The organism is Kibdelosporangium banguiense (assembly GCF_017876405.1).
GTDB lineage: Bacteria > Actinomycetota > Actinomycetes > Mycobacteriales > Pseudonocardiaceae > Kibdelosporangium > Kibdelosporangium banguiense.
In genome coordinates, this window is sequence record NZ_JAGINW010000001.1 from 4074762 (window position 1) to 4098218 (window position 23457).

Sequence of the window (23457 nt, forward strand, 5' to 3'; positions counted from 1 at the left end):
CTCGGGACTTGGGGACGGCGAGACTACTTCGCTCGGCGGGCCACTCGCAGGTCGGTGATCGGGCGTTCGTCGGCAGCCTCGAGCGCGGCTCGTGTGCGTAGGTAGAGCGGGAGTTCGCAGGTGGGGATGGGGCTGTTGATCGCCGTGCGCAAAGTCCCGGCCTCGTCCAGCAGGCGGGCCGCGTCTTGCCAACGGTGCTGATCACAGGCGATCGCGGCCAGTGCCTCGAGCACGCTGGCCATTCGCCATCGGTCACCGAGTTCGCGGTGCAGAGCAAGACTTCGTTCAAGGAGCATGCGGGCTTCGGCTGAGCCGGTTGCATGGTGTACCAGGCCGATGAGGTTGAGCGTCCACGCGATTCCTTCCAGGCATCCGTTGTGCTCGGAAAGTGCGTTGGACTTGATGAGCAGCCGGAGCGCCTCCGTGTTGTCGCCGCGGTAGTGCGCTACCGCGCCGAGGTGCATGAGGTCGCTGGCTGTCGATCCGGTGTCGCCCAGTTCCTCGAAGCGGCGCAGGCTTTCGCGCGCCCACTCGGCGGCTGAGTCGAAGTCGCCGCGCAGCCATGCGGTGAAGGCGCACAGCTGCAGGGCTCGCGCGATGCCCGGAGCATCGTCCATGGCTTGGAAGGTCTCCAGAGCGGACTGGTGGTAGTCCAGGGCCTGCTGGTAGCTGGCATGTTCCCGGCAGATCGAGCCGAGCAGCAGGCGGGTGCTGGCAGTGCCGTGCACGTCACCCAGCGACTGATACAGGTCCAGACTCTGCTCGGCCAGCCGTACAGCAGCGTCGTAGTCGCACTGAAGGAAGGTGAGGGTGACGGCCCCGGCAAACGCCTTCGCCCGCAGTGCGTCAGGGGCTTGCTCACCATGATCCAGGGCGTCCGCCAGCCATTTGCGGCCATCCCCGTAGTGTCCGCGCAGCCGGCAGTACCGGGACAGTGAGCCGGCCAGTCGCAAGGCCAGTGCGGGATCAGGCTGAGCAGTCGCCCAGGCGATGGCTGCTCGAAGGTTCTCGTGCTCGGTGGCCAGCCGGTCCAGCCACTCCACGGCGTTCACGCGGTCGAGGTGTTCTTCCGCCTGTTCGGCCAGCGCCAGGTGGAATTCGGCGTGTCGTTGCCGCGCGTCGGCCAGTTCGTCCCCGACGAGCTGGGCGGTGGCGAACTGGTGGATCGTATCCAGCAAGCGGTAACGCGAGGCGCCGGTTTCCTTGGCCACCAATGACTTCTCAACCAATCGGCCCAACAGATCGGCCGCGTCGTCGTCGTGCGGCCATAGTGCTGTGACGCTCGCCAACCCGAAACTCCCGGCGAACACGGAGAGCCGCCGGAACAGTGCGCGTTCGTCGGGATTGAGCAGGTCATAGCTCCACTTGATGGTCGTGTGCAGGGCTCGATGCTGGGGACGTGCGGCATGGCTGCCGGAAAAGAGCGTGTGAAAGCGGTCGTGCAGGTGCTCGGCGATCTGGCGTACCGGCAACGCTGCCGCGCGGGCCGCCGCCAGTTCGAGTGCGAGTGGCAGTCCGTCCAAGCGCGCGCAGATCAAGGCCACTTCGTGCGCGGTAGCCCTGTCTGTGCCGATCTGGGCTCCGGCGTCCTGTGCCCGATCAAGGAAGAGCCGGACCGCGTCGTAGTGGAGAAGATCCCGGTGGGAATACGTGGCCCCGGGGTCCGGGGTGGCCAGGGGCCGCAGAGCGTGGACCGTTTCACCGGGTACATGCAGTGGCTCTCGGCTCGTGGCCAGGACCTGCAACTCCGGACAGTTGGGCAGCAGTACATGGGCCAGCCGCGCGCAGGTGCCGACAAGATGTTCGCAGTTGTCGAGGAGAAGAAGCAGCGCTTGATCTGCCAGCTGGTCGACCAGGCTGTCGGTGATGCTGCGACCGCCCTGTTCGCTCAGGCTGAGAGCGTCGGCGACCGCCCGCGGTACGAGGTCGGATTCGGTCAGTGGGGCCAGATCCACGAAACAGACAGGTTTGGTGTACTGCGCCGCTATGGCCACGGCCAGCCGCGTCTTGCCGCAGCCGCCGGGGCCGGTGAGTGTCACCAGACGCCGCTGGAGAAGCGACTGCCGCACCGTTGCCACATCCGTCTCCCGGCCGACAAGACGGGTGAGCGGCACCGGCAAGCGGCCTCTGAAGCGCTGGCCGGTCACTGTTGTGTCTGCTTGCGGGGCAACCGGCTGATCGATCGAGGGGTCGGCGGTGAGTATGGCTGTTTCGAGCCGGCGTAGCTTGGGGCCTGGCTCGATTCCCAGTTCGTCGATCAATGTGACACGGGCACGTTGGAAGGCGGCCAAGGCATCGGCTTGGCGACCCGAGCGGTACAGGGCAAGGATCAGCAGTTCCCACAGCAGTTCCCGGAATGGGTGCTGGATGACGAGGAATTCCAGTTCGCCGACGGCGGTGACGTGTTCGCCAAGGGTGAGGCGCGCACTGATCAGGTCTTCGGTAGTGGCAAGTCTGGCCTCATTGAGCCGGGTTGTCTCGGCACTTTGCCATTCGCCGAGACGGCAGTCGGCCAACGCCTCGCCACGCCACATCGTCAACGCCGTCTGCAGCAACTCTGTCGCCGTTTTCGGGTCTCCTGCTGCCAATGCGTTCCGCCCGTCAGCAGAGAAGGTCTCGAAGCGGATGGCGTCGACCGCGTCCGCGGGTGCGCGCAGTGCGTAGCCGGAATCCTGGGTGGCGATCAGATCCGCCAAGCCGGCCGCACGAAGCTGACGGCGCAGGTGAGCCAGGTGACTGTGCAGGGTCTTCTGAGCCGCTGGTGGTCCCGCGTCAGCCCACAACGCATCGATGAGTGTCGCACGAGTCACCGTCTTGCCCGGCGGCAATGCCAGGCGGGCGATCAGAGTGCGTTGTCCTCCACCATGTAGCTCCACTAAACCACCCGGACCGATTACCTCCATCGGCCCCAGCAGATGGATCTCCACGTTTTCCGGCATTCCCACCCCCGCCTGCGGCGCCCATCCGCAGGTCAGACACGGCTCTGAGAATGACCGATGCTATCTGCTCTCCAGGGAAAGAAAGGGCTAGAGCACGACCAGAACGTGCCATTGTCTCAAATCTGACAATCGAACTGTTATTGCTCCAAAGCCCGCTCGACTTGGTCGAGTGTTTCGACGATGGCCGTCCGGTCCGGGCGGGACGTCGCCCTGTTGGTTTTCACTTCCCGGCCGGTGACCAGGAGAGCCACGGTTTCCGCTCGGTCTGCCAGGCCGTGTTCGACAGCGACTTCCAGCCCGGCCAGGGCCGCCGCCCCGGCGGGTTCGGCGCCCACGCCGGCCCGGCCGGCCAATGTCGCGACCGCGCCCAGTAGTGCGTTGTCAGAGACCGCCACCATTGCTCCGCCGCCTCGGCGCACCGCGTCCAGCACGGCGTTCCCGATGGCCGGGCGCACCACTGCGATGCCGTCGGCGACCGTGGCGGCGGGATCCAGCTCCGCCGGCCCGGCGGGGGTACCGAGCCAGGCTCGCACCAACGGCTGGCAGTGCTCGGCCTGTACGCCGATCAGGCGTGGTCGCCGCGTGGCGAGGCCGCAGCTGACAAGTTCGGCGAAGCCTTTGTCGAGCGCCACCAGTGTGGGGCCGTCGCCGACCGGGGCGATCATCACGTCCGGTGGCCGGCGTTCGAGTTGTTCCCATATCTCGAATGCCACTGTCTTTTTCGCTTCGATGGTGAATGGGTTGGCGCCGGTGTTGCGGTCGAGCCAGCCGAATGTGCGGGCGGCGGCCCGGGAGAGGTCGACGGCGGCCGCGTAGCCTGCGCGTACCAGGAAGACCCATGCGCCGGCTTGGGTCATGAGTGTGAGTTTGTCCGGCTGGCAGTCGGTGGACACGAAGATGACGGCCCGTATCCCGGCTGCCGCGGCACCGAAGGCGGTCGCGACAGCCGCGTTGCCGGTGGACGCGGTGGTGATCGTGTCCACTCGGCGCCGCAGCCCGTCTTCGAGCACGAGTGCGGTGGCGCGGTCCTTATTGGACGCAGTCGGGTTGCGTGTCTCGTCTTTGATCCACAGGTGCGGCATGCCCATCGTCTGTCTCAGGGCCGGCGCGGGCAGCAGCGGTGTGCCGCCGATCGGCACCGGGTACCGCACCGGACCATCGTCAACCGGCAGCAGCTCCCGGTATCGCCACATGGTGAACGATCCCGGCCGGTCCTGCGCTATCAGCGTGGGGTTGTAGTCGTATTGCAGCCATTCACAACCCGCCAGGCCGACCGACCCGGTCACACGGTCCATGTCGTGGTCACCTCGTGTGTCAGACTGGCTGGGAGCCGGCGGTCAGCTTGTTGGAATTGAGTACGTTTTCGCCGTAGAGGTCCTGTAGCCAGTTGGTTTGGTAGATGGTGTCGAGGTAGCGTTCGCCGAGGTCGGGGGCGATGGCTACTGCGGTGAGTGCACGTGTGTCGTGCTGGGCCAGCCAGTCTGTTGCGCCGCTGACCACTGTGCCGGTGGAGCCGCCGAAGAGAAATCCGTTTCGGGCCAGGCGGTGGCAGGTGCGGATGGTGTCGGCTTCTTCGACGTGGATCACGTCGTCTACATAGGATTCGTCGAGCAGTGGCGGGCGGAGGCTGGTGCCCAGGCCGGGGATCATTCGGCGGCGTGGTGTGCCGCCGAAGGTGACCGAGCCGACGCTGTCCACGGCGATGATCCGTACTGGCCGGTGCCGTTCCCAGAAGTAGCGTGCGCAGCCCATGAGGGTGCCGGTGGTGCCGGCTCCGATGAACAGTACGTCCAGTTGTGGGAACGCGGCTGCGATCGCTGGTGCTGTTGTGTGGTAGTGCGCTTTCCAGTTGCCTGGGTTGGCGTATTGGTTGAGCCAGATGTATCGGTTGTCGGAGGCGCAGAGGGTGCGGACGTGGTCGATGCGTGCGCCGAGGAAGCCGCCGTTGGTGTCGGGTTCGGTGATGATGTGGACGTGGCTGCCCAGTGCTTCCATCAGTCGTCTGGTGGAGAGGTTGCAGCGGGAGTCGGTCACGCAGAGGAACTGGTAGCCCTTGCTGGCCGCGATCATGCTCAGTGCCACGCCGAGGTTTCCGGATGAGGATTCGACCAGGATCGATCCCGGTGTCAGGGCGCCGTCTCGTTCGGCGGCTGTGATCATTTCGGTGGCGGCTTTGAGTTTGATGGAGCCGGCGAAGTTGAAGCCTTCGCACTTCAGGAAGAGCGGGTGCCCGACGATCGACCGGAGGTCGACGTAGAGCTCCTCCTCGTTGAAGTCCTGTGGAACGGAGATGACTGGCACCGTTGCACCCCTCATGTGTCTGGTAGAGCACTCGAGCTGCTTATCCGTGCCGGCGCAGTTCGTGGAAGAAGTTGTCGATGGTGTGTAGTTGGCCGGAGGAGGCCACGTGGTCGTAGACGTATTTGCCGACTGCGAGGTCGAGTACTCCGAGGCCGAAGGGGGAGAACACCAGTGGCCGGTCGGTCGGTGGTGTGACCCGTCCGGCGATCACGTCGTGCAGGGTGCCGTGCAGGAAGTCCCGGTTGCCGGTGAGCTGTTCGGTCAGGTGTGGTGAGGTGTCGGCTTTCAGGCAGTGCTCGATGTCGTCGACGATGTTGGTGGCGGTGAGCAGGATCTGCGGTGCGAGGTCGCGCAGCGATACGTGCAGTACCAACGGGTTGTGCTCGAACCAGGACGGGTCGTGGACATGCGGCTGGCTGGCGACGGTGGCGAAGACGACGAGGTCGCTGGAGCGGATGAGGTGTTCGGCGGTGTCGTGCACGGTGATCCGGCCGGTGGTACCTGACTGCTGCAGGTAGTTGCGGAAGCCGGTGGTGCTGTCGGTGGACAGGTCGTGCACGCCGATCTCGTCGAATGACCAGCCGGTGCGGGTCAGGAAGGTGTGGATGTAGCGGGCGATCAGGCCGGTTCCGATGAATCCGGCGTGGGTGGGGCGTGGTCGGTTGCGAGTGAGCCAGTCGGTTGCTGCGGCGGCGAGTGCGGCTGTTCTGGTGGCGCTGATGATGGAGGCTTCGAGGCAGGCGAAGGGGTAGCCGGTGTTGTGGTCGTTGAGGATCAGGACGGCCGAGGCGCGGGGGAGGCCGGCTGTCACGTTGTGCGGGAAGCTGGAGATCCATTTCAGGCCGGCGACCGGTGCCGGGCCGCCGATCGAGGCGGGCAGTGCGATGATCCGGGCGGAGGGGTGGTCGGGGAAGCGCAGGAAGTAGGACGGTGGGTTGACCGAGTCGCCGGCGCTGTGCAGCCGGTAGGTGGCCTCGATGAGTTCCACGATCAGGGTTTCGCGGCCCTGGAGCGCGTGCTGGACCTGGGCGCCGGGGATCACGGCGAATCCGGGCACGGTGACTGGCCCGGCCTGGGGTGCGGGTTGTGGTGTGGTGGAACGGGTAGTGGTCATCTGGTGCTCACGTCCACGGTGGGTGAGCAGTCGGCCAGGCGTACGGGGTCGGCGAGTGCGACGAGCATGTCGCGTGGTCCGTGGTAGGGGTCTCTGTTGTGGGCGGTGCGGATGTTGTCGACGAGCATCAGATCGCCGGCCTGCCAGGGTTCGCGTGCGGTGTGGGCGTCGTAGGTCTTGTTGAGCAGGTGGATGACGTCCGCGCTGATGGGGTCGCCGTTGCCGTAGTGGGTGTTGAACGGCAGGGCGTCGGCGCCGTAGACGTCGATGAGGTAGTCGCGTATTTCGGGGTCGATGGTCCATTGGTTGAGGAAGGCGATCTGGTTGAACCAGCTGCGTCGGCCGGTGATGGGGTGGCGCACGATGGCGCTGCGGTGTTGTCGGGTGCGGAGTGTGCCGTCGGGTTGCCATTGGAAGGCGATCGCGTTGGCGCGGCAGTAGTGTTCGATGGCGGCGCGGTCCTCGGTGCCGAATGCCTCGGTGTAGGGCGCGCCGATCTCGTGGTTGTAGGTGCGGGTGAGCAGCCAGCCTTCGCGGGTGAACCGGTCGACCAGTTCGGGGGGTAGTGCGTCGAGGATGGCTGGTGCGTCGGCCAGTCCGGTGGCGCCGCCCGTGGTGGGGGCGCGCAGGCAGGCGAACAGCAGCAGGCTGGGGAATTGGAGGGTGTAGCTCAGTTCGTGGTGCATGCACATTTGTTGGTTGGCCGGCCATGTCGAGGAGGAGTACACGCCGCCGGGGTAGGTTCGCCGGGACGCGAAGGCTTCCTTCTCGGTCATCAGATCGGTGGCCAGGTGGTGGAAGACGGCGGTGGTCTGGGCTGGGTCGCGTAGTCCGAGGCCGCGGATGAGGACCGCGCCGTGCTCGGTGACGATGGCGCGCAGCGTGTCCCGGTGTTCGGCCGCCCAGCCCGGCGGGTCGCCGGCCGGGTCGGCGAGGAGTATCGGGGGTGTGCCGGGGTGCAGGTCCACGCCGGGTGGTGCTACCCGGGATGAGGACGACATCTCGTTGTCCTTTCAGTTGCTCCGTGGGGAAGAAGCCGGTGCTGCTCCTCACGAAGCCGGTTGTGGCGAAGCCGGTGACCCGGCAGTGGTAGATGTGGCGGCCTCGTCGAGGATCGTGGCCAGGTCGGCGAGGATCGGGTGGCGGGTGAGGTCGGTGAGGGTCACCGCGCGGTCCAAGGTGATCACCAGCCGTACTGCTGACAGTGAGGTGCCGCCCCGGTCGAAGAAGTGGTCCCGCCGGCTGATCTGGTCGGGCGGGATGCCGAGCACTGTGGCCCAGGCGGTGGCCAGGCGCTGTTCGGTGGGCGTGCTGGGCGTCTGGTGGTCCTGCTCGGTGCTGTCGGTGATATCGGTGGTGTCGGTGGTGTCGGTGGTGGCACTGTCGCCGGGTTGCCCGGCGAGCGTGGTCAGGGTGGTGCGGTCGATCTTGCCGTTGGGGGTCAGCGGCAGGTCTTCCCGCCAGTGGAAGGCCGACGGGATCATGTAGCCGGGCAGCGACTCGGCCAGCCGGTCGGCCAAGTGGTCGGTGGGGAGTGGCTGCCGGCCGGTGTAGAAGGCCACCAGTCGCGTGCCATGGATCGCGCCGGTGGCCACGACGGCGCTGTCGCGGATACCGGGCACCCGTACCAGGGCGTTCTCGATCTCGCCGATCTCGATCCGGAAGCCCCGGACCTTGACCTGGTTGTCCCGGCGGCCGAGGAACTCCAGTGTGCCGTCCGGCCGCCAGCGGCCGTAGTCGCCGGTCCGGCACAGCCGCTGTCCCTCGCGGTGCGGATCGGTGGTGAAGACCCCGCGGGTGCGTTCGGGGTCGTTGATGTAGCCGCGGCCGACGCAGATCCCGGAGAAGACGATCACGCCGGGGGCGCCCAGGGGCACCGGTGAGAGGTTCTCGTCGACGACGTAGACGTGCACGTTGTGGATGGGGCGGCCGAGCGGGATCCGCTCGCCGGCCGGTACCCGGTCCATGACCTCGTGCACGGCGTCGTCCGAGGTCTCGGTCAGCCCGTAGGTGTTGACCAGGGTGATCCCGGGCTGGGCGGCGAACCAGCGTTCGACGAGCTCTTTCTTCAGCACGTCGCCGGTGGGGGAGACGGTGTGCAGGTGCGGCAGCTCGCGGGGGTGCTGTTCCAGGTAGGACAGCACGAGGTCGAGGTAGGACGGCACGAGCTGCAGCACCCCGGCCCGGCCGGCCGCGATGGTGTCGAGCAACCGTTCGACGTCCAGGATCGTCTCCTGGCCGACCAGCAGGGTCCGCCCGCCCACCAGCAGCGCGGCCAGCAGTTGCCAGAGCGAGATGTCGAAGCATTGCGGGCCGGTCTGCGGGATCACCTCGCCTTCCCCGACTCCGAGGTCGGTGATCTTGGCGTAGATGTGGTTGAGCATGCCCGCGTGCTCGCACATCGCGCCCTTGGGTTCGCCGGTGGAGCCGGAGGTGAACAGGACGTAGGCGAGCTGGTCCGGCGCGACCTGGACACCGGGATTGCCGTCGGGATGGTTCTCCGCGTAGGCCGCCTCGACACGCAGTAGCCGGATTCCGGGCGCCTGGCTTCCGGGTGTCTGGGTTGCGGGTGTCTGGGTTGCGGGTGTCGGGGTTCGGGACAGGGTGTCGAGGGCCGTCTGGAGGGTGCTGGTGCTGCCGTGTTCGCTCAGCACGAGCGTGCAGTGGGCACGGGAGAGCGCGGTCGCGATGCGACCGGCCGGGAACTGCGGCTCGAGCGGCAGATACACGCCACCGGCCTTGAAGATCGCCAGGACGGCGGCCATCCAGTCCAGGGTGCGTTGCATCACCACCGCGACGACATCCTCGCGGTGCAGGCCTCGGGCCAGCAGGGCTCGTGCCAGCCGGTTGGCCCGGGCGTTGAGCTCGCGGTAGGTCCACTGCCGGTCGCCGTGCACGGCCGCGACCGTGTCCGGGTGCGCTGCCGCCCGCTGCTCGAACAGTTCATGCACCCGCAGGTCCGGCAAGTCCCGGCGAGCACCGGCCAGCCCGTCGAGCTGGAAGAGCACTTCTTCGTCCGTCAGCAGGCTCTGCCGGCCGTGCTCGGCCTCCGGATCGGCCGCGATCAGTGCGAGCGCGGTGCGGTGATAGTCGGCGATCCGGGCGGCATAGCCCGCGTCGAGCACGTCGGTCCGGTACCGCAACCGCAGCACGAGGTGGCCGTTGTGCCATACGGTTTCTACCCACAGCACGGTGTCCCCGGGTAGGTCGTGCCCGACGACCGTGGCGCCGGTCGGATCGAGCACGGTCTCGAAGAGCGGTCCGGTCAGGCCCAGCTCGCGTTTGAGGTCATCGGCCGGGAAATCCTTGTGCGACAGCAGTTGCGACTCGGCCCGATGGGCTTCCAGCACCAACGTCCGCCACGAAATGGGCTCTGTGGTCAGCCGGCACGGCAACGGCCGCCCGCCCGCCACGGCCACGTAGCCGGTCGCGACCTCGCGCTCACCGGACAACGCGGCCAGCACCTTGGCGTGCGCGGCTAGCAGCACCGAGCTGAACGGCACCGCCAGTTCGTCCGCCAGCCGCCGCAACGCCACCACGTCCTGGCCGGGGACCGGCACCTCGTGCCCGGCCACACCGGGCACCGGATCCAGAGTCCACCGCGGAATCGCGGTGAACCCGCCCGCGACGAGCACATTCCGCCAGAACTCCCGGTCGGCTTCCACATGCATGTCCATCGGAAAACCTTTCCTCCGCTCCCGGTGCGCCAGACGGCTACGTCCCGGGTGCTGCTTCTCGTCGAGTTCCGGACGTGACCACAGCGGCGTTGTCGTTGTGGTCCCGGAGAACCCGCGAACCGGCCAAGGCGTCCCGCATCTGGCGGGCCGGGTTTCCGCCCCACCGGGCGTGCGGTGGCATTTCCTCGCCCTTCATCAGGAAGGAATCGGGGGCCAGCACCGCGCCGTCGCCCATCGTCACGCCGTAGTGGACCAGCGCACCGGTCCCGACGGTGCAGCCAGAACCGATCGTGATCCGGTCGGACTTGAGGGCGAAGTCCTCCAGTGAGTGACACTGGATCGAACTTCCCGCGTTGAGCGTGCAGTCGTCACCGATCGTCACCAGGTCCTTCTCCGCCATATTGCAGCCGTCGTCGAAGAGCCTCTTACCGAGCCGGACACCCAGCAGCCGCCAGGCCACGTTCTTCAGCGGGGTGCCGTTGAGCGCCATGTGCATGTGCCCGGTCATCTTCAGGAAACGTTCCCGCTGCCAGCAATCAACCTGGTAGATCGAGCAGTACGTCGGTCGCGTGCCCCGGAATCCCGTGGCCGCGCGTTCCACCAGCGCGAAATAGCCCACGCCGAACAGCAGGGAGAACACGGAGAACAACGCGATCGCCGGCGCTCCCCATGAGTCGTAGAGGTCCACAGTCCACAAACCGATCAGGGACAGCACGAACGCATAGCACCACCGCGACAGCAGAAACCACCCAATGGTGCGGGCGTTGTGCTTGTTCTTGGCGGCCAGACGCCGGGGCAGCCCGTCCCCGCTCGCCAGGTGGTGGAACCTGCTGTCCCGCTCGACCGTGCGCGGGATCTCGAAGCTGGGCGAGCCCAGCAGCCCGACACCCTCCCGGAGCAGTCCGTCGATCGGGACCAGGACCTTCGTCGCCAGCAGGCAGTTCTCGCCGGTCCTGCCCTGCGCGGGATAGACGATGTCGTTGCCGAGGAAGTTGCGCGCCCCGATCGAGGCTCGCGACACCCGGAAGGATGTGCTGGAGAACTCGGCGTTGACGATCGACAGCCCGTCGGCGACCACCGTGCCGCTGCCCACGGAGACCAGGTAGGGGGTCTCGTGCTTCACCTGCTTGCCGAAATTCGCCCCGGTCTGCACGACCGGAGCCAGGCGGTAGCCCACGCCACGCAGATAGCCGACGATGTAGGTGCTGTCACCGAGCAATTCGATGAAGAACTTCCAGTTGGTCAGGCGCGCGATCGCTCGATGCAGGGCGTAGTGGATTCCGTACAGGCGATAGACCTTGCCCGGCTTGATGGCGAGGTTGAGCACGCGCGGGACGGTGACCACGACGAGCAGACCGACAAGTGCCGAGCCGAAGAACAGCACGACGGAGGTCACCAGCGCGAGGCCGTAGAACGTCCAGCTGGTGAAGGCCGACGGCTCTGATTGCGTCAGCGCGGTGAGCCACGGGACCTCGGCGAACAGGAAGTCCACGCTGCCGAACACCAGCGGAGCGTAGAAGAACAGCAAGCTCGCCAGCTGCAGGACGCTGTAGGCGGCCCTTCTCCCGGTGCCGCAGCCGGCCGGTTCGACCCCCAGGTAGTCCGCTCCGGCCGGCTGCGCCGGGGACCCGTGCCAGCGCTCGCCCTCGGGCACGGCCTGCCCGGCGTGCAGCGAGGAAGCATGGCCGAGCTGGGCCTCGTCGCCGAGCGACGTCCCGATGTCGAGCACCGCCTTCTCGCCGACGAACACGTCCCGCCCGAGAGTCACTGCGCCCGTCTGAATCCAGCCGGCGCAGGCCCGGTAGCCGGTGAGGAACGCGTCCTTGCGGATGACCGTGCCCTCGCCGATGGTCAGCAGATCGGTGCACACCGGCGCGTGCCGGGAGAAGACCACCACGCCGCGCCCGACTCTCGCACCCAGCGCCCTCAGATACAGCACATAGAGCGGCGAGCCGACGAACAACACCAGCGGGCTCAGCGTGACCAAGGTCTTGACTACCCAGAAGCGGACGTAGGCCAGGCTCCAGATCCGGATCCGCTGGGGCTTCCACCGGCCGATGAGCACCCACTTCGCCAGGATCGGAAGAACGCACATGCCAAGGAAACCCGCGCCACCGGCCAGCGCCATCCGCAGGTAGACGTCGAGCAGGCCCTTCCCAGCGGAAATCCAGTCGACGCCTTGTCCGACGGCGAGCCCGACAAGCAAGGCGTATCCGAGGAGGATCAGGACCTGCAGCATTCCACACAGGACGTACTGCCGCGTGCTGACCGGCGTCGCCACCTCGGTTGTCGCCGGGACCGGCGAGCCTGCAGGGACGGGCGCGGTGTCCGCGAGCGCCGCCGCCAGGCTCCTGATCGTGGGGTGCTGATATGTGTCCTTTATGGACACCAATGGCGGGTTCGGTTGTTTCCTGACCCGGGCGCAGAATTGGGCCATCATCATCGAGTCGGCGCCGAGGTCGTCGAAGAAGTGACTGTCTGCTGGCACCTGCTCGACGCGCACGACCTCGGCCAGCACTTCGGCCAGCATCCGCTCGATCGGGTTCGGCGCCGTGTCCGCGAGCGCCGCCGCCAGGCTCCTGATCGTGGGGTGCTGGTAGATGTCCTTTATGGACACTGACGGCAGGTCTGGCCGTTTTCGGACTCTGGCGCAGAACTGGGCCATCATCATCGAGTCGGCGCCGAGGTCGTCGAAGAAGTGACTGTCCACTGGCACCCGCTCGACGCGCACGACCTCGGCCAGTATCCCAGCGATGGCCGGCTCGATGCCGGTCGTGGCGTCGGAGCCGTCGAGGGTTCGGTGGTCCACTGACATGTCGCGCCTCCTTCCAGCGGTCCGCCAGGGAATGGCCGTGCGCCGCCGGGATGCCACGCCCGCGGCCTTGATCGGGCAGGATTCCCACATTACGAGCGACAGCGCGCTGAGGGAGGAGCCACTGACAGCCTGGGCGTATCGGACTGTTCTGGCGACCACTGGAACGCCCGCCGATTGCGGCGTGCTTGCGGCGGCCGCAGCCGTAACGCAACTGGGCCGCAGGCGGCGTCGTACCGGAACGGCAGTGTGCCGCCCGGGCACAGGCCGGACGGCACACGAACACAGCAGATGTTGCGGGGAGCGCACAGGATCGGGGGCACTGCGCGCTCCCCTGGCCGGTCACCCCGCCGATGGCAGGTAGGAGGCAGCGGCGTGCCGGCCGGTCGAGGGCGTTTTGGGAGAGTCGATGACGATCAGGTTCTTGTGCGCGGTCGTCCATACTGAGCACGGATGTGGCCGGCGACGGCGCCATCCGCCACACTCCCGGCAGCGGCCGCGGTAGTCGGGCTCGTGTTTGGCCAACAGGTTTCGCCATGCGGCCGTCATACGGGCGATCTCGGAATCGGCCAGCGAGGCACGGGAAGGCAGATCGGCCTCGTTGACCAATCTGTCCAGATAGTCCAGTCGCTCGTAGACCGCGTTACGCAGGGTCGAGGCCAAGACCTCGTTCATCAGGACTCCAATCGGCGGAGACCCCGCCTTCAGGTGTGGAGAGGACGCCAACGGGTGGTTCCTCCTGCGGCGGCGGCCAGAGAGGAGAAGAGTCGTCGCTGCCGACGGAGTCCGTCGGTATCGGCAGCCGGGGCGGCATGGGCCATAACCGGGGGTGCAGGTGGGGCGGTACCAACTCCGCGATCCACAGCCGGGCCGCGTGGACGTGATGGGCGGCGGCATGGAACCCGGGGCATGGCCAGGACTGTTTCGGGCACAGCGGGCACTCTTGTGGCTCCCGCGGTGATGGTAAGTGTGCGGTCAGTTCGTCGATCGCCTTGACGGCGCGCCCCAGTGGACTGTCCACGGCGACGACGACGGCCACGATGCCTTGTGTGTCGTCCGCCGTGGTCATCTCGCCGTCGCCTGCCCTGTGGTGTGCGGCCCGTCCGCCTGGTACAGCACCGCGCGCGGCTGCCTGCAGGGCGTCTCGGGTGGGGTTGAAGGACTCTCGCGTTTGATCGCGGTGGTCACGTAAGCCGACCTCCTCGTCTGGAGGACCCGCGGGGTCCCCTGGGCATGGTGCCTGCATCCACACACAACCCTGGCGCCTGTCGCGGGCTTTCGGTTCCGGTGCGAACGGGAACTTTTCCTCGCCCGCCAACACCTCGCTGAACTGGGCGAACACGCGAACGGCAGGGGAGAACTTCCGGCGTGTGTGGTTGTCGATCTCGCAATGCGATCAACATCCGGGCTACCATCCGCCGTAGGTTCGATACTCCACTCGCCCAGGTTCGGTACTCCACTCGCATTCGAAGGGTGGGCCATGCCCAGGAAGTCCGGGATCTCCCCGAAGGCCGAGCGTGATCAGCTCCGCGAGCGCATGCGCGGCTTAGGATGCTCTGCCGCCCAGATCGCCGCCGAAATGGCTCGCCGGTTCAATCTGCGCCCCCGCGTGGCTTGGCGGCACGCCCTGGGGTGGACGCAGTGGAAGCTCGCACAGCGGTACAACACCGCTCACCCTGGGGCGAAGCTGTCGGATAATCGCGTCAGTGAGTATGAGAGCTGGCCGCACGGTGGTGTCCAGCCCAGCGTGCACTACCTGGCCAACCTCGCCGCCGTGTTCGGCTGCGGATGCACGCCATCCCAGCTCGTTGATGCCGACGACCTGGAACACCTCGGCCCCGCCGATCGCAGCCTGTTCACCATGTTCCCGCATGGGGACCTGCTCGCGTTGCCGGCCCCGGCCGTAACTGCGGCCTCCCCCCTGCACAGCATGCGAAGTGACAGCATCCACTTCGATCTTGGGTCAGCGCACCAGGATGTCGCCCCTGTTCCTGTTCGGGGCGGCCGTCGCGTCGTGCGCTGCGACGCACAAGGTCTGCCCATCCGTGAGGAGGTTGTCATGGCAGCCGATGAATCAGCCCGGTTCCGGCGCTGGAGTGCCACCACCAACGTCGACGACGACGTGCTGGAACAAATGGCCGCCGACGTCGCCGACATCGCGGCGCGCTACCTGATCGACCCGCCGGCCCCGCTGTTCTCCAGGCTGCTCGGTGCCCGCGACGACATGTTCGCGCTGATCGCCGGGCGCCAGCAGCCGAAGCACACGATGGACCTGTACAAGGTCGCCGGGCAGATATGTGCGTTGCTCGCCCACGCAACAGCCGATCTGGGGCACGGCCACGCCGCACAAACCCACGCCCGTACCGCGCTGCACTGTGCCGAGCAGGCCGGCTACACCCCGCTGAGGGTCTACATCCGCTGGGTGCAGTCCAACGTCGCGTACTGGGACGGCCGCTTCCACGAGGCCGCCCAACTGGTCGAGGCCGCGCTGCCGGACGCCACCGGCGGCACCGCGCTGTTGCGGCTGGTCAGCCAGCAGGCCCGCATCAACGCTGCCCGCCGACGGCCTGACGAGGTCAAACAAGCGTTGGCGATCGCCGAGTCCGCACCCATCGAGCCGGGCGTCGACGAGCCCGGAGTGCTGGCCTTCGCTCCCGGCAAAGCCGCCTACTACGCCAGCGAGGCCCACCGCGCGCTCGGCGGCACCGAGCACATGGAAGCCGCGGTTGCCTGGGCTGCCAGCGCTGTCGACCAGTTCACGGCCGAATCCCAGCCCAACGCCCAGTTCGTTGCCGCCGCGCGCATCGACCTCGCTCGCGCCCACCTGGCTCGTGGAGACCTCGACGCCCTCGGGGAGCAACTCAGCCCAGTGCTGCGGTCCACTGTCGCCGAACACCGCACTGTGCCCGTGATGAGCCGTGCCCGCTCGCTGAGCACATTGCTGGAGAAACGATCCGATCAGGACTCCCGCCGAGTGGCCTCCCTGCGGGATGATCTAGCTGACTTCTGTACCCAGCACGCGGTCGGCCCGGCGGAACTCGAGTCAGGCAGAGCCGGCTGATCGACACATGGAAGGTGACCTGGAATGCTGCCTTTACAGGTCGCTGTCTGCGGACCCCGCCACTGCACCGATGACGACAAGATCCACGCTCGCGAGGTCGGCAGTCTGCTTGCGCAGGCTGGAGTCACCGTGATCTGCGGCGGCGGCGCCGGCGTCATGGCCGCTGTCGCTGCCGGAGCGCGCGCCGCCAACGGCCTCGTCATCGGTGTCCGCCCTGACAACACCGTCGCGGACGCCAGCCCCGATCTCTCGGCGGTGATCGTCACCAACCTCGGTGAAGCCCGCAACGCCATCATCGTGTGGTCGGCCGACGCCGTCATCGCGATCGGTGGCTCCTGGGGCACCCTGTCCGAGATCGCCCTGGCCAAACGACGCGGCGGCATCCCTGTCATCACCCTTGGCAGCTGGACCATTCTCGACCGTGACGGCAACCCGCTGCCAGAATCCGTGATAGTTGCCAGTAGCCCTCGGCAAGCAGTCGACTTCGCTTTGGCGGCCATCCCTCAGGCGAGGCCTCAGGAAATCAGCTGATCCACTCCGCTGCCTGACGCCCCACGTGGCAGCTTTCCGGCCCGTGGGTCAGAAGTTCACTCCTGTGGGCCGCGCACATGGCCCCTGCACTTTTCGAGTATCTGGTCTCATACTGGACTCTGCTTCAGTGTGGTGGTGCTGATTTCGCATCGGCCGCCACTTTTGTTTTGCTCCCTGTAAACCAGAAAAGGGTTATGTTTATATGAGCAAATACTGGTTGCACGCGGCCGGACTCGCGACGGCGCTGGGTATTTCACTACTGTGCGTCGCCGGACCCGGACACGCTGCTCCTGTATCCCAGGGTCATGCGGACGAGGTGGCGCTCGTTCCGGAAAGCGACGCGACTGCGTCGCCCGCCGCACTGCTGGAAGCCGACTGCGGCAATTTCAAAATAGACAAGCCGTGGGGATCCGCTGAGGGCACGGTCTGCTGGAAGGGCGGACGGTCCAAGGGCAAGGTGCTCGACAAGAAGGATGACGGGAAGTGCGTCTGGGTGCGGCTGTGGTACACGATGGAAGATGGCAGCACCAAGATGCTTGACTCCCCGAAAGCATGCGGAAAGGACAAAGCCGTTTCCGTCGCGAATTCGTCGCCGAAGAAGTCCGTCGCTGTCAGGGGTAGCCTCATGAAGGGCTGAATGCGAACAACGGCCTGACGACTGCCGAAGGTGGTCGTGCTTTCCGAGCCGCCCTCGCTCGCGGTGCCGAAGTCGATCTCGCCGACGCGATCGGCGAGATCGACTTCGGCACCTTTTGTGCATTCTTGCCAAAGTCGTTTCCTTGTCGAGCAGTGGTACCGGCCGCCCATGCGGCACAGCCCTGCTGGCTCACTATCGGAGTAGAAGAACGGCAGCGATCGCCTCGATCACGGCCGCTCGTCGTCCGGCGTCCTCGCGCACGGATCGGCTGGCCTCCACATGAAGATACGGGCTGTCAAATGCCGCCGCCGTCTGGCCCTGCGCATTCCGGGTTCCGCCCAGCTTCCCGCATTTTTCGCGCCATGCGAGGCAGACAGCGAGTCCCGCTCGCTCAAGTTGTAGCGCGGTGTGTTCGGCGACTTCACCGGCCTGGCCAGTGCTGGTGGAGATCACCAGATCCCGTGCCGGCAGGGTTGCGTCGCTGAAGCCGTGCAACTGGACCTGGGGCAGGCCACGGCCGGCGAAGCCGGTTGCCATGACGTGGAACATCGAATCCCTGCGATGAGCGACATCCGCGGCCTTACCGGCTGCGTCGCGGTGCGCTCCAGCGATCATCAGGATCGAGCCTGGGACAAGCCGGAACAGTTCGAGCCCCATCTGCTCGGTCTTGAGATCCGAGTTCGGGTGGGGCACCTCGATCGCCAGTCGGACGGCCGCGGAGAGGTCCACCATGTACATGCCCCAGGCGCGTTCGGAATCAGGTTCGTTCATGATCAACAGGTACGGGCGCCCGGTTGCCTCGTCGATCTCGTGATCGATTGAGAATCCGAGCGGTGTCAAACGGCTGGTGGCAAGCCAGACGTTCGCGCCGACGAACAGCGACGCGAAGCCGCGCGAGGCGGTTTCGCGTTCTGCGCTCGTCGGAGCCCGGTAGCGCCCGTCCGGCCGAAGTCCACGGGTGAACTCGGCAAGGCGCTCGGCCAGCCGGGCAATGGGGCGCTCGCCGTTCTGCCCGGGCCACCCGCCGATCCCGATGATCACAGCGGCGGCCAGCACGCAGGTGACCACGAGAGCACGGAGCCTGAGGCTTGCCGATCTGTCGTCCACTTCGGCGAACTCTAGATCGGATCAGCCGGGCATTGCTCGATTCAGCTAGAGGCCAGTTGAGTGGCCACTGGTCCGCAAGATCACGTGAAGCCAAGATGACCAAGTCCCGCAAGCCGCCATCCGGCTTTGGGGCGTGACCCGGCTGTCGCGGATGAGATCCACGGCACGCCCTTGTCCAGTCGAACGAAGGCTCGAATTCATTGCGGTGGTTGAGTCCCACGCAGACGCACATCAGGCTCCTGCTAGGCGTGGTGGGTGAGCGATGACGACAACGTGGATCGGCCGGCGTCAGACGCGGCTGGAGAAACAACTCGCCGAGGCACGATTTCCTGGTGGTGTGGGGGTGCCTTCCAGCGTCGGGTTGGCACTGTCGCTGTTGCTGGCTGTCTTCTGTGCGTGTTACCTCCAGCAACCGGCCACACCGGCGGTTCCGGCAGCCGTTGTCGAGCCGCAGGAACGATTCACCGCGTCGATGGCGCGCACCCTCGCCGCATCGGTGGCCAAGGAGGTGACCAACCTGCGCGTGGCAGTGACGTCGCCCGCCGCAGGCCTCGCACGGGACCCCGATGATCTACTCGTCCAGCTCGGCGAGGTCTACCCGCGGTGGCGGGGGATGGCGCTGGTCGAAGGGGCGGGCGAACGGATGATCGCCGCCAGGGGCGAACCGGTACCGCTCGATGAACTGGATCGCACATCGTTGCGGGTAGCGAGTATCCGGCCGGTTGCCCGTGCCGGACACGGAGTGCTGCTGGTGGCGACCATCCCGCTGGGCAGTGACCACAACGGACGGCTTCTGGTGGCGTCCCTCGACTTGTCCAGCTCGGAGTTTCCCCTTGATGAACGGCTGGGGCAGAGCGTGCTGCTGGTGACGGCGACCGGCGCGGTTGTCGATTCCTACGGCCCAGTTCCCGCAACCGGCGACCGAGTACTTCCCCCGCTGATCCGTGCGGCTGCCGCTGAGGCGACGGCGGGCCGCAGTGGCAGCAAAGTGGGTGCGACGCAACGAGACGGCTCGACGCAAGATGCCGCTGTGGTGCCGGTAGTCGCCTATGCGCCACTGGCGGTTGCCGAGATGTCCGGGACCCTCGGGCTCAGTCTGGTTTCAGTGAGCCATGCGTCGATCGATCACGACGAGTCGCAGTGGCATCCGCTTGTGCCGGCCGCGGCGCTGGTCGTTGTGGCCATCCTCGGATTCGCCTTGGTCCGAGCGGTACTGGTCGGCCCGGTCCGCCGGCTGCGAGCCGACGCCATCGCGGTCGCGTCCGGGGTTCTCGACCGGACCATCCGGATCTCGAAGGTCGTCGAGGTCCGGCGGATCGCCGCGGTGATCGAGAACTGCCGGGTTCGGTTGCGAGGTGAGTTCGCCAGACCGAACAGGCGCTCAGCACTGGGATTTGCCGCCCGGCATGCCGTCATCCTTGGCACTGCCGCACTGTTGGCCTGGTCGGCACTCGTCGCCATGACCGTGGGCGTTTCCGTGCCGGCGGTACCCGCGGCCGCCGTTGCGCAACGAGGTGTGGAAGTCGCATGGATCGCTGACTCGGTGCGCCGCAGCCTCGACGAGGGCATGTCCGACCTGAAGGCGCTCAGCCGGTTCAGTGCGAGGAACGAGGAGCCGGCGTTGCGAACATCGATGGCGCAGCTGGCCGGCCGGGAGGACAGGTACCGAAGTGTCTACCTCGTCGACCTGACCGGGCGGATCATCGTCCATTTCGGACGCCCACCGTTGCGTGCGGCGGAGCGGCTGCCCGTCGACGAAGAAGGTCTGCACCAGTACAACACCAGCGGCCGGTTGCCCGTGATCTTCGCGCACCGCTCGCTGCCGGACGGGCAGCGCGCTGTGGTGGCCGAGTTCGACGTCGAGCACATCTCCGGGCTGCTCAGGCAGTCCGCCGGCCGGGCCCGGATTGTCGACACCGGACTGCGCACGATCGCCGACACCGAAGGATACCTGGCATTCCAAGAACTGTCCGACGACTCACTGCGACGAAGCGCCGGTGAGGCGCGCACACGAATGTCCGGCGCGAGTGTCATGCAGAGTCCTACCGGCCCTTCCATTGTCGCCTCGGTGGCGATCGGCGGCTCCCGATCGGCAGCGATGCTCGGCTGGGTCGTGGTCACCGAGCAGCTCGTCGCCGAGCTGAACCTGCCGGGAAACGAGCTGCGGCGGCGAGCCCTCGTGGTGGCGCTGCTCGGCATGGTCATCGCGTTGCTCCACTGTGGATGGCACGAACTCATGTTCGTCCGGCCGCTACGGCGGACCGCCGCAGCCGGCGAGCGGCTGGTGAACGGGGACATCAAGTCCGTGATCTACCCGGTCCGCCAGGACCATATCGGGACGATCACGTCCTGCCTGGAGATCTGCCGGCAGGCGCTCACCGATGGCGCTCACCGTCTGGGTGATGTCCGCCGCCCGCGCGGCAGGCCCGCCGGGATTCCGGCGCGGCCGGGACGATCCGCGGCGAACCCACCGAAACATGCCCTCATCCGACGAGAGAGCTGAAATGTTGTTCTGCTATGTGGTGTACCTCATTGGCTGCTTGCTGACTCTGGCCGCCAGCGTGGTCGAGCAACGCCGCCACTACGCCAATCTGCGCGACATCCCCGTACGGATTCTCGTCAACGGCACCCGGGGAAAGAGCACCATCACCAGACTGTGTGCCGGGGCGCTGCGCGGCGGTGGCGTGGTCACCGTCGCCAAGACGACCGGGACCGCCGCGCGGTTCATTCACCCGGACGGCAGCGAAGAACCGGTCTACCGGAAGTTCGAGATCGCGAACGTTGTCGAGCAGGTGAGCGTCGTACGCCGTGCCGCGGCTTATCGCCCCGCGGCGTTGGTCGTCGAGTGCATGGCTGTGATGCCCGACTTGCAGGAGATCAGCCAGACCAAACTCGTCCAGTCCACGATCGGCGTGATCTCCAATGTCCGGATGGACCACGTCGCTGAGATGGGGCCGACCGCGGATGACATCGCCCGCTCGCTGAGCCGGTCCATGCCGATCGGCGGTGTCTGTATCACCGCCGAACGGGAACGGCTCGATGTGCTGTCCGAGGAGGCCGGGCGGAGAAACTGTGAGCTCGTCGTGGTCGATCCGATGTCCGTTACGGACGAGGAGATACGTGGCTTCGGTTGGATCACCTTCAAGGAAAACGTGGCGGTCGCGCTCGCCGTGGCTCAACAGCTCGGGGTGGATCGAAGATCAGCCTTGCTCGGCATGTGGTCGGCCGCACCGGATCCAGGCGCGCTTCGCGTCGAGGAATACCGGGTGGCCGGCAAGCGCTTGTGGTTCGCCAACATGTTCGCCGCCAACGACCCGGAATCGACCCTCATGAACATCGAAGAACTACTGGCTGAACGGCTGATCTCCCGGCCATTGCACATGGTCATCGGCTGCCGTCCCGATCGGATCGAACGCAACGGCCAAATCGGCTCCCTGGTCGGCAAGATCGACCCTGAGCGAGTGGTGCTGATCGGTGAGCCGACCCGCAGTGCCCGGGTGGCCATCCCGGCCGGATGGCAGGACAGGACAACGGACCTTGGCGGGTGTCGTCACCCGGCCGAACTACTCGACGGGATCATCGCGGGTATCGATCACTACGCCTCTGTCGTCGCAGTCGGCAGTATCCACGGCCAGGGTGAGCGGTTGCTGGAACAGTTCGAGGCCTTGCAACGCGTCGGGAGTGGCCAGTGACCACACGCTTTCTCGCGGCGGAGGTGGCGACGATCGGGCTCGCCATCGGCCTGTTGATGGCCCTGATCTGTGTACTGATCACGAATCTGTCTCCCGGCGGAATGATCAGCCCTGGCTGGCTCGCGCTGACCTTGGTCGAGGACTACCGCCGCGCTGCGATCATCGTGCTGATGACCGCACTCACCTATGGGGGTACCAAGGTGATGCGGCGTTTCGCCATTTTGTACGGCAAGCGCCTGTTCGCGGCGATCGTTCTGCTCGCTGTGCTGCTTCAGAGCTCGCTGTTCTTGGTGATCCAGAACGACTATCCGCTCCTGTTCGCCCATCAGACATTGGGTTTCGTCGTGCCGGGACTGATCGCATACCAACTGGTGCGGCAACCCCCCGTCGCGACGCTGCTGGTGACATCGGCGGTCAGCATGGCCACCTGCGGCGTGCTCGTCAGCGGTGTGCTGGTCGGACTCGTGCCAACGATCTAGGGAAGAAAACAGGTGGATTCGCTGATGTCATTGGCCTGGATTGAACGCCGGAAACATTGGAGCCGGGCAACTCGCGTCACCGCGCTACTGGTCGTGGTCGGCTTGTCCGTGACCGCTACGCTCTACTTTGGACACGGTCGATCAGGTCCGGGAGCCCCGGCTTTGATCAACGCCTTCGCAATTCAGGACGCGGCTGTTCCGGCCGTGTCGGCGTACCGCTACGAACGGCTGGCCAATCCCGCCCGGACGGTGGTGCGAGACGACGCAGGTGTGGTGGTGGCCACCCTCACCGACGGCGCTCATACGGTCGTCCTCACCGGGCACAGCCGGACGTTCCGAGAACCGCGGACGACCCTGGCCACCGTCACCTCCAACGTTTGGGTGCGGCTCATCGCACAAGAGTGGCGGGAGGGCGAGGAGCGGGCGGCCTGGTTTCGGCCGTGGCTGGATTCGGCTTTGGGCGACCGTAGCCCGGACGCTCTCGGCGTCGCCATGGAATACCTCGATGGCGCGCCGAGCGGGACGAACGAGAAGAACGTGCGCTTCCGTGGTGACGCGTCATCCGGTCGGGCCGAAGTGGACGATCAGACGGCGTCGGTGACCGCCGACTTCTACGAGTACCTCGGCATGCGGTGGACGTTTCCCGACGGGGTGCGCAGAAAACCCGCCGAGGGAACCTATGGCGCGGTCGACTGCTCGGGCTTCCTGCGGCTGGTCTACGGCTACCGGCTCGGCTATCCACTGCTCGGTTCGAACACGCGCGGCGCCGGGTTGCCACGCAGTGCCCACGCGATGTACGAACTCGGTTCCGGTGTGCAGGTCATCCCTGACGATGGCGAGCGCACACAAGCGTACAACCTGCTGCAGCCTGGTGATCTCGTATTTTTCGATCTCGACTCGGATGGCGGCAAGCAGATCGATTTCGCTGGTATTTATCTAGGGATGGACAGTGGTCATCATCATCGGTTCATTTCGAGCCGGCCGACGGCCGACGGGCCTACGTTCGGCGATTTTGGCGGCGCCTCGATTCTCGACGGAGGTGGCCATTTCTCCAAAGTGTTTCGTGCTGCCAAGCGGATCTGACCCTACCTCTGTAGGCCGTTTTCC

16 protein-coding genes are annotated in these 23457 nt (G+C 66.5%); 7 read left to right on the top strand and 9 right to left on the bottom strand.

What is annotated here, in order from left to right; all coding sequences use genetic code 11:
• Positions 1-23 precede the first annotated feature (23 nt).
• The 8 genes from JOF56_RS19285 to JOF56_RS19325 form a co-directional block, all read right to left on the bottom strand.
• Positions 24-2939, bottom strand: coding sequence for an AfsR/SARP family transcriptional regulator (locus JOF56_RS19285; protein WP_209640003.1), 2916 nt, complete (start codon positions 2937-2939; stop codon positions 24-26).
• A gap of 137 nt (positions 2940-3076) precedes the next feature.
• A complete protein-coding gene (locus JOF56_RS19290; protein ID WP_245378310.1) occupies positions 3077-4234 on the bottom strand; it encodes a threonine synthase in 1158 nt (385 codons plus the stop codon).
• 19 nt (positions 4235-4253) lie between these two features.
• On the bottom strand, positions 4254-5240 hold the full coding sequence (sbnA, locus tag JOF56_RS19295) for a 2,3-diaminopropionate biosynthesis protein SbnA (RefSeq protein WP_209640006.1): 987 nt from the start codon (positions 5238-5240) through the stop codon (positions 4254-4256).
• A gap of 40 nt (positions 5241-5280) precedes the next feature.
• Positions 5281-6354, bottom strand: a complete 1074-nt coding sequence (sbnB, locus tag JOF56_RS19300; RefSeq protein ID WP_209640008.1) for a 2,3-diaminopropionate biosynthesis protein SbnB — start codon at positions 6352-6354, stop codon at positions 5281-5283.
• Positions 6351-7355, bottom strand: coding sequence for a TauD/TfdA family dioxygenase (locus JOF56_RS19305; RefSeq protein ID WP_209640011.1), 1005 nt, complete (start codon positions 7353-7355; stop codon positions 6351-6353). The genes sbnB and JOF56_RS19305 overlap by 4 nt, the downstream gene beginning before the upstream one ends.
• Before the next feature lie 48 nt (positions 7356-7403).
• Positions 7404-10031, bottom strand: coding sequence for a non-ribosomal peptide synthetase (locus JOF56_RS19310; RefSeq protein WP_209640014.1), 2628 nt, complete (start codon positions 10029-10031; stop codon positions 7404-7406).
• Between the two features lie 37 nt (positions 10032-10068).
• Positions 10069-12846: a Pls/PosA family non-ribosomal peptide synthetase gene (locus tag JOF56_RS19315; protein ID WP_245378311.1), complete on the bottom strand. Its 2778-nt coding sequence runs from the start codon at positions 12844-12846 to the stop codon at positions 10069-10071.
• A 339-nt stretch (positions 12847-13185) separates the two neighbouring features.
• Positions 13186-13518, bottom strand: coding sequence for a hypothetical protein (locus tag JOF56_RS19325; RefSeq protein WP_209640017.1), 333 nt, complete (start codon positions 13516-13518; stop codon positions 13186-13188).
• A gap of 805 nt (positions 13519-14323) precedes the next feature.
• Between JOF56_RS19325 and JOF56_RS19330 the strand changes: the two genes are divergently transcribed.
• The 3 genes from JOF56_RS19330 (at position 14324) to JOF56_RS19340 (ending at position 17072) form a co-directional block, all read left to right on the top strand.
• The gene (locus JOF56_RS19330; RefSeq protein ID WP_209640019.1) at positions 14324-15904 is read left to right on the top strand and encodes a helix-turn-helix domain-containing protein; all 1581 of its coding nucleotides are present in this window, start codon (positions 14324-14326) and stop codon (positions 15902-15904) included.
• Positions 15905-15928: 24 nt separating this feature from the next.
• Positions 15929-16435, top strand: a complete 507-nt coding sequence (locus JOF56_RS19335) for an SLOG cluster 4 domain-containing protein (protein ID WP_209640022.1) — start codon at positions 15929-15931, stop codon at positions 16433-16435.
• A 202-nt stretch (positions 16436-16637) separates the two neighbouring features.
• Positions 16638-17072: a hypothetical protein gene (locus tag JOF56_RS19340; protein ID WP_209640025.1), complete on the top strand. Its 435-nt coding sequence runs from the start codon at positions 16638-16640 to the stop codon at positions 17070-17072.
• Positions 17073-17264: 192 nt separating this feature from the next.
• Here the strand turns inward: JOF56_RS19340 and JOF56_RS19345 are convergent, their stop codons facing one another.
• Positions 17265-18179 (bottom strand): hypothetical protein, encoded by a 915-nt coding sequence (locus tag JOF56_RS19345; protein WP_307855156.1) that lies wholly within the window; start codon positions 18177-18179, stop codon positions 17265-17267.
• A 262-nt stretch (positions 18180-18441) separates the two neighbouring features.
• Here JOF56_RS19345 and JOF56_RS19350 point away from each other — a divergent pair, with 262 nt between their 5' ends.
• The 4 genes from JOF56_RS19350 to JOF56_RS19365 are packed head-to-tail and all read left to right on the top strand — an operon-like array spanning position 18442 to position 23433.
• A complete protein-coding gene (locus JOF56_RS19350; RefSeq protein ID WP_209640028.1) occupies positions 18442-20682 on the top strand; it encodes a cache domain-containing protein in 2241 nt (746 codons plus the stop codon).
• Between the two features lies 1 nt (position 20683).
• On the top strand, positions 20684-21871 hold the full coding sequence (pgsB, locus tag JOF56_RS19355) for a poly-gamma-glutamate synthase PgsB (RefSeq protein WP_209640031.1): 1188 nt from the start codon (positions 20684-20686) through the stop codon (positions 21869-21871).
• A complete protein-coding gene (locus JOF56_RS19360) occupies positions 21868-22350 on the top strand; it encodes a poly-gamma-glutamate biosynthesis protein PgsC/CapC (protein WP_307855157.1) in 483 nt (160 codons plus the stop codon). Before pgsB ends, JOF56_RS19360 begins: the two co-directional genes overlap by 4 nt.
• Before the next feature lie 12 nt (positions 22351-22362).
• The gene (locus JOF56_RS19365) at positions 22363-23433 is read left to right on the top strand and encodes an NlpC/P60 family protein (protein WP_209640033.1); all 1071 of its coding nucleotides are present in this window, start codon (positions 22363-22365) and stop codon (positions 23431-23433) included.
• Positions 23434-23457 lie beyond the last annotated feature (24 nt).

What these genes read in the sequence shown, in the direction of transcription:
- JOF56_RS19285 (WP_209640003.1), bottom strand. Translation starts at nt 2,939, where the DNA reads ATGCCGGAAAACGTGGAGATCCATCTGCTGGGGCCGATGGAGGTAATC.
- JOF56_RS19290 (WP_245378310.1), bottom strand. Translation starts at nt 4,234, where the DNA reads ATGGACCGTGTGACCGGGTCGGTCGGCCTGGCGGGTTGTGAATGGCTG.
- sbnB (WP_209640008.1), bottom strand. Translation starts at nt 6,354, where the DNA reads ATGACCACTACCCGTTCCACCACACCACAACCCGCACCCCAGGCCGGG.
- JOF56_RS19305 (WP_209640011.1), bottom strand. Translation starts at nt 7,355, where the DNA reads ATGTCGTCCTCATCCCGGGTAGCACCACCCGGCGTGGACCTGCACCCC.
- JOF56_RS19310 (WP_209640014.1), bottom strand. Translation starts at nt 10,031, where the DNA reads ATGGACATGCATGTGGAAGCCGACCGGGAGTTCTGGCGGAATGTGCTC.
- JOF56_RS19315 (WP_245378311.1), bottom strand. Translation starts at nt 12,846, where the DNA reads ATGTCAGTGGACCACCGAACCCTCGACGGCTCCGACGCCACGACCGGC.
- JOF56_RS19325 (WP_209640017.1), bottom strand. Translation starts at nt 13,518, where the DNA reads ATGAACGAGGTCTTGGCCTCGACCCTGCGTAACGCGGTCTACGAGCGA.
- JOF56_RS19330 (WP_209640019.1), top strand. Translation starts at nt 14,324, where the DNA reads ATGCCCAGGAAGTCCGGGATCTCCCCGAAGGCCGAGCGTGATCAGCTC.
- JOF56_RS19335 (WP_209640022.1), top strand. Translation starts at nt 15,929, where the DNA reads ATGCTGCCTTTACAGGTCGCTGTCTGCGGACCCCGCCACTGCACCGAT.
- JOF56_RS19340 (WP_209640025.1), top strand. Translation starts at nt 16,638, where the DNA reads ATGAGCAAATACTGGTTGCACGCGGCCGGACTCGCGACGGCGCTGGGT.
- JOF56_RS19350 (WP_209640028.1), top strand. Translation starts at nt 18,442, where the DNA reads ATGACGACAACGTGGATCGGCCGGCGTCAGACGCGGCTGGAGAAACAA.
- pgsB (WP_209640031.1), top strand. Translation starts at nt 20,684, where the DNA reads ATGTTGTTCTGCTATGTGGTGTACCTCATTGGCTGCTTGCTGACTCTG.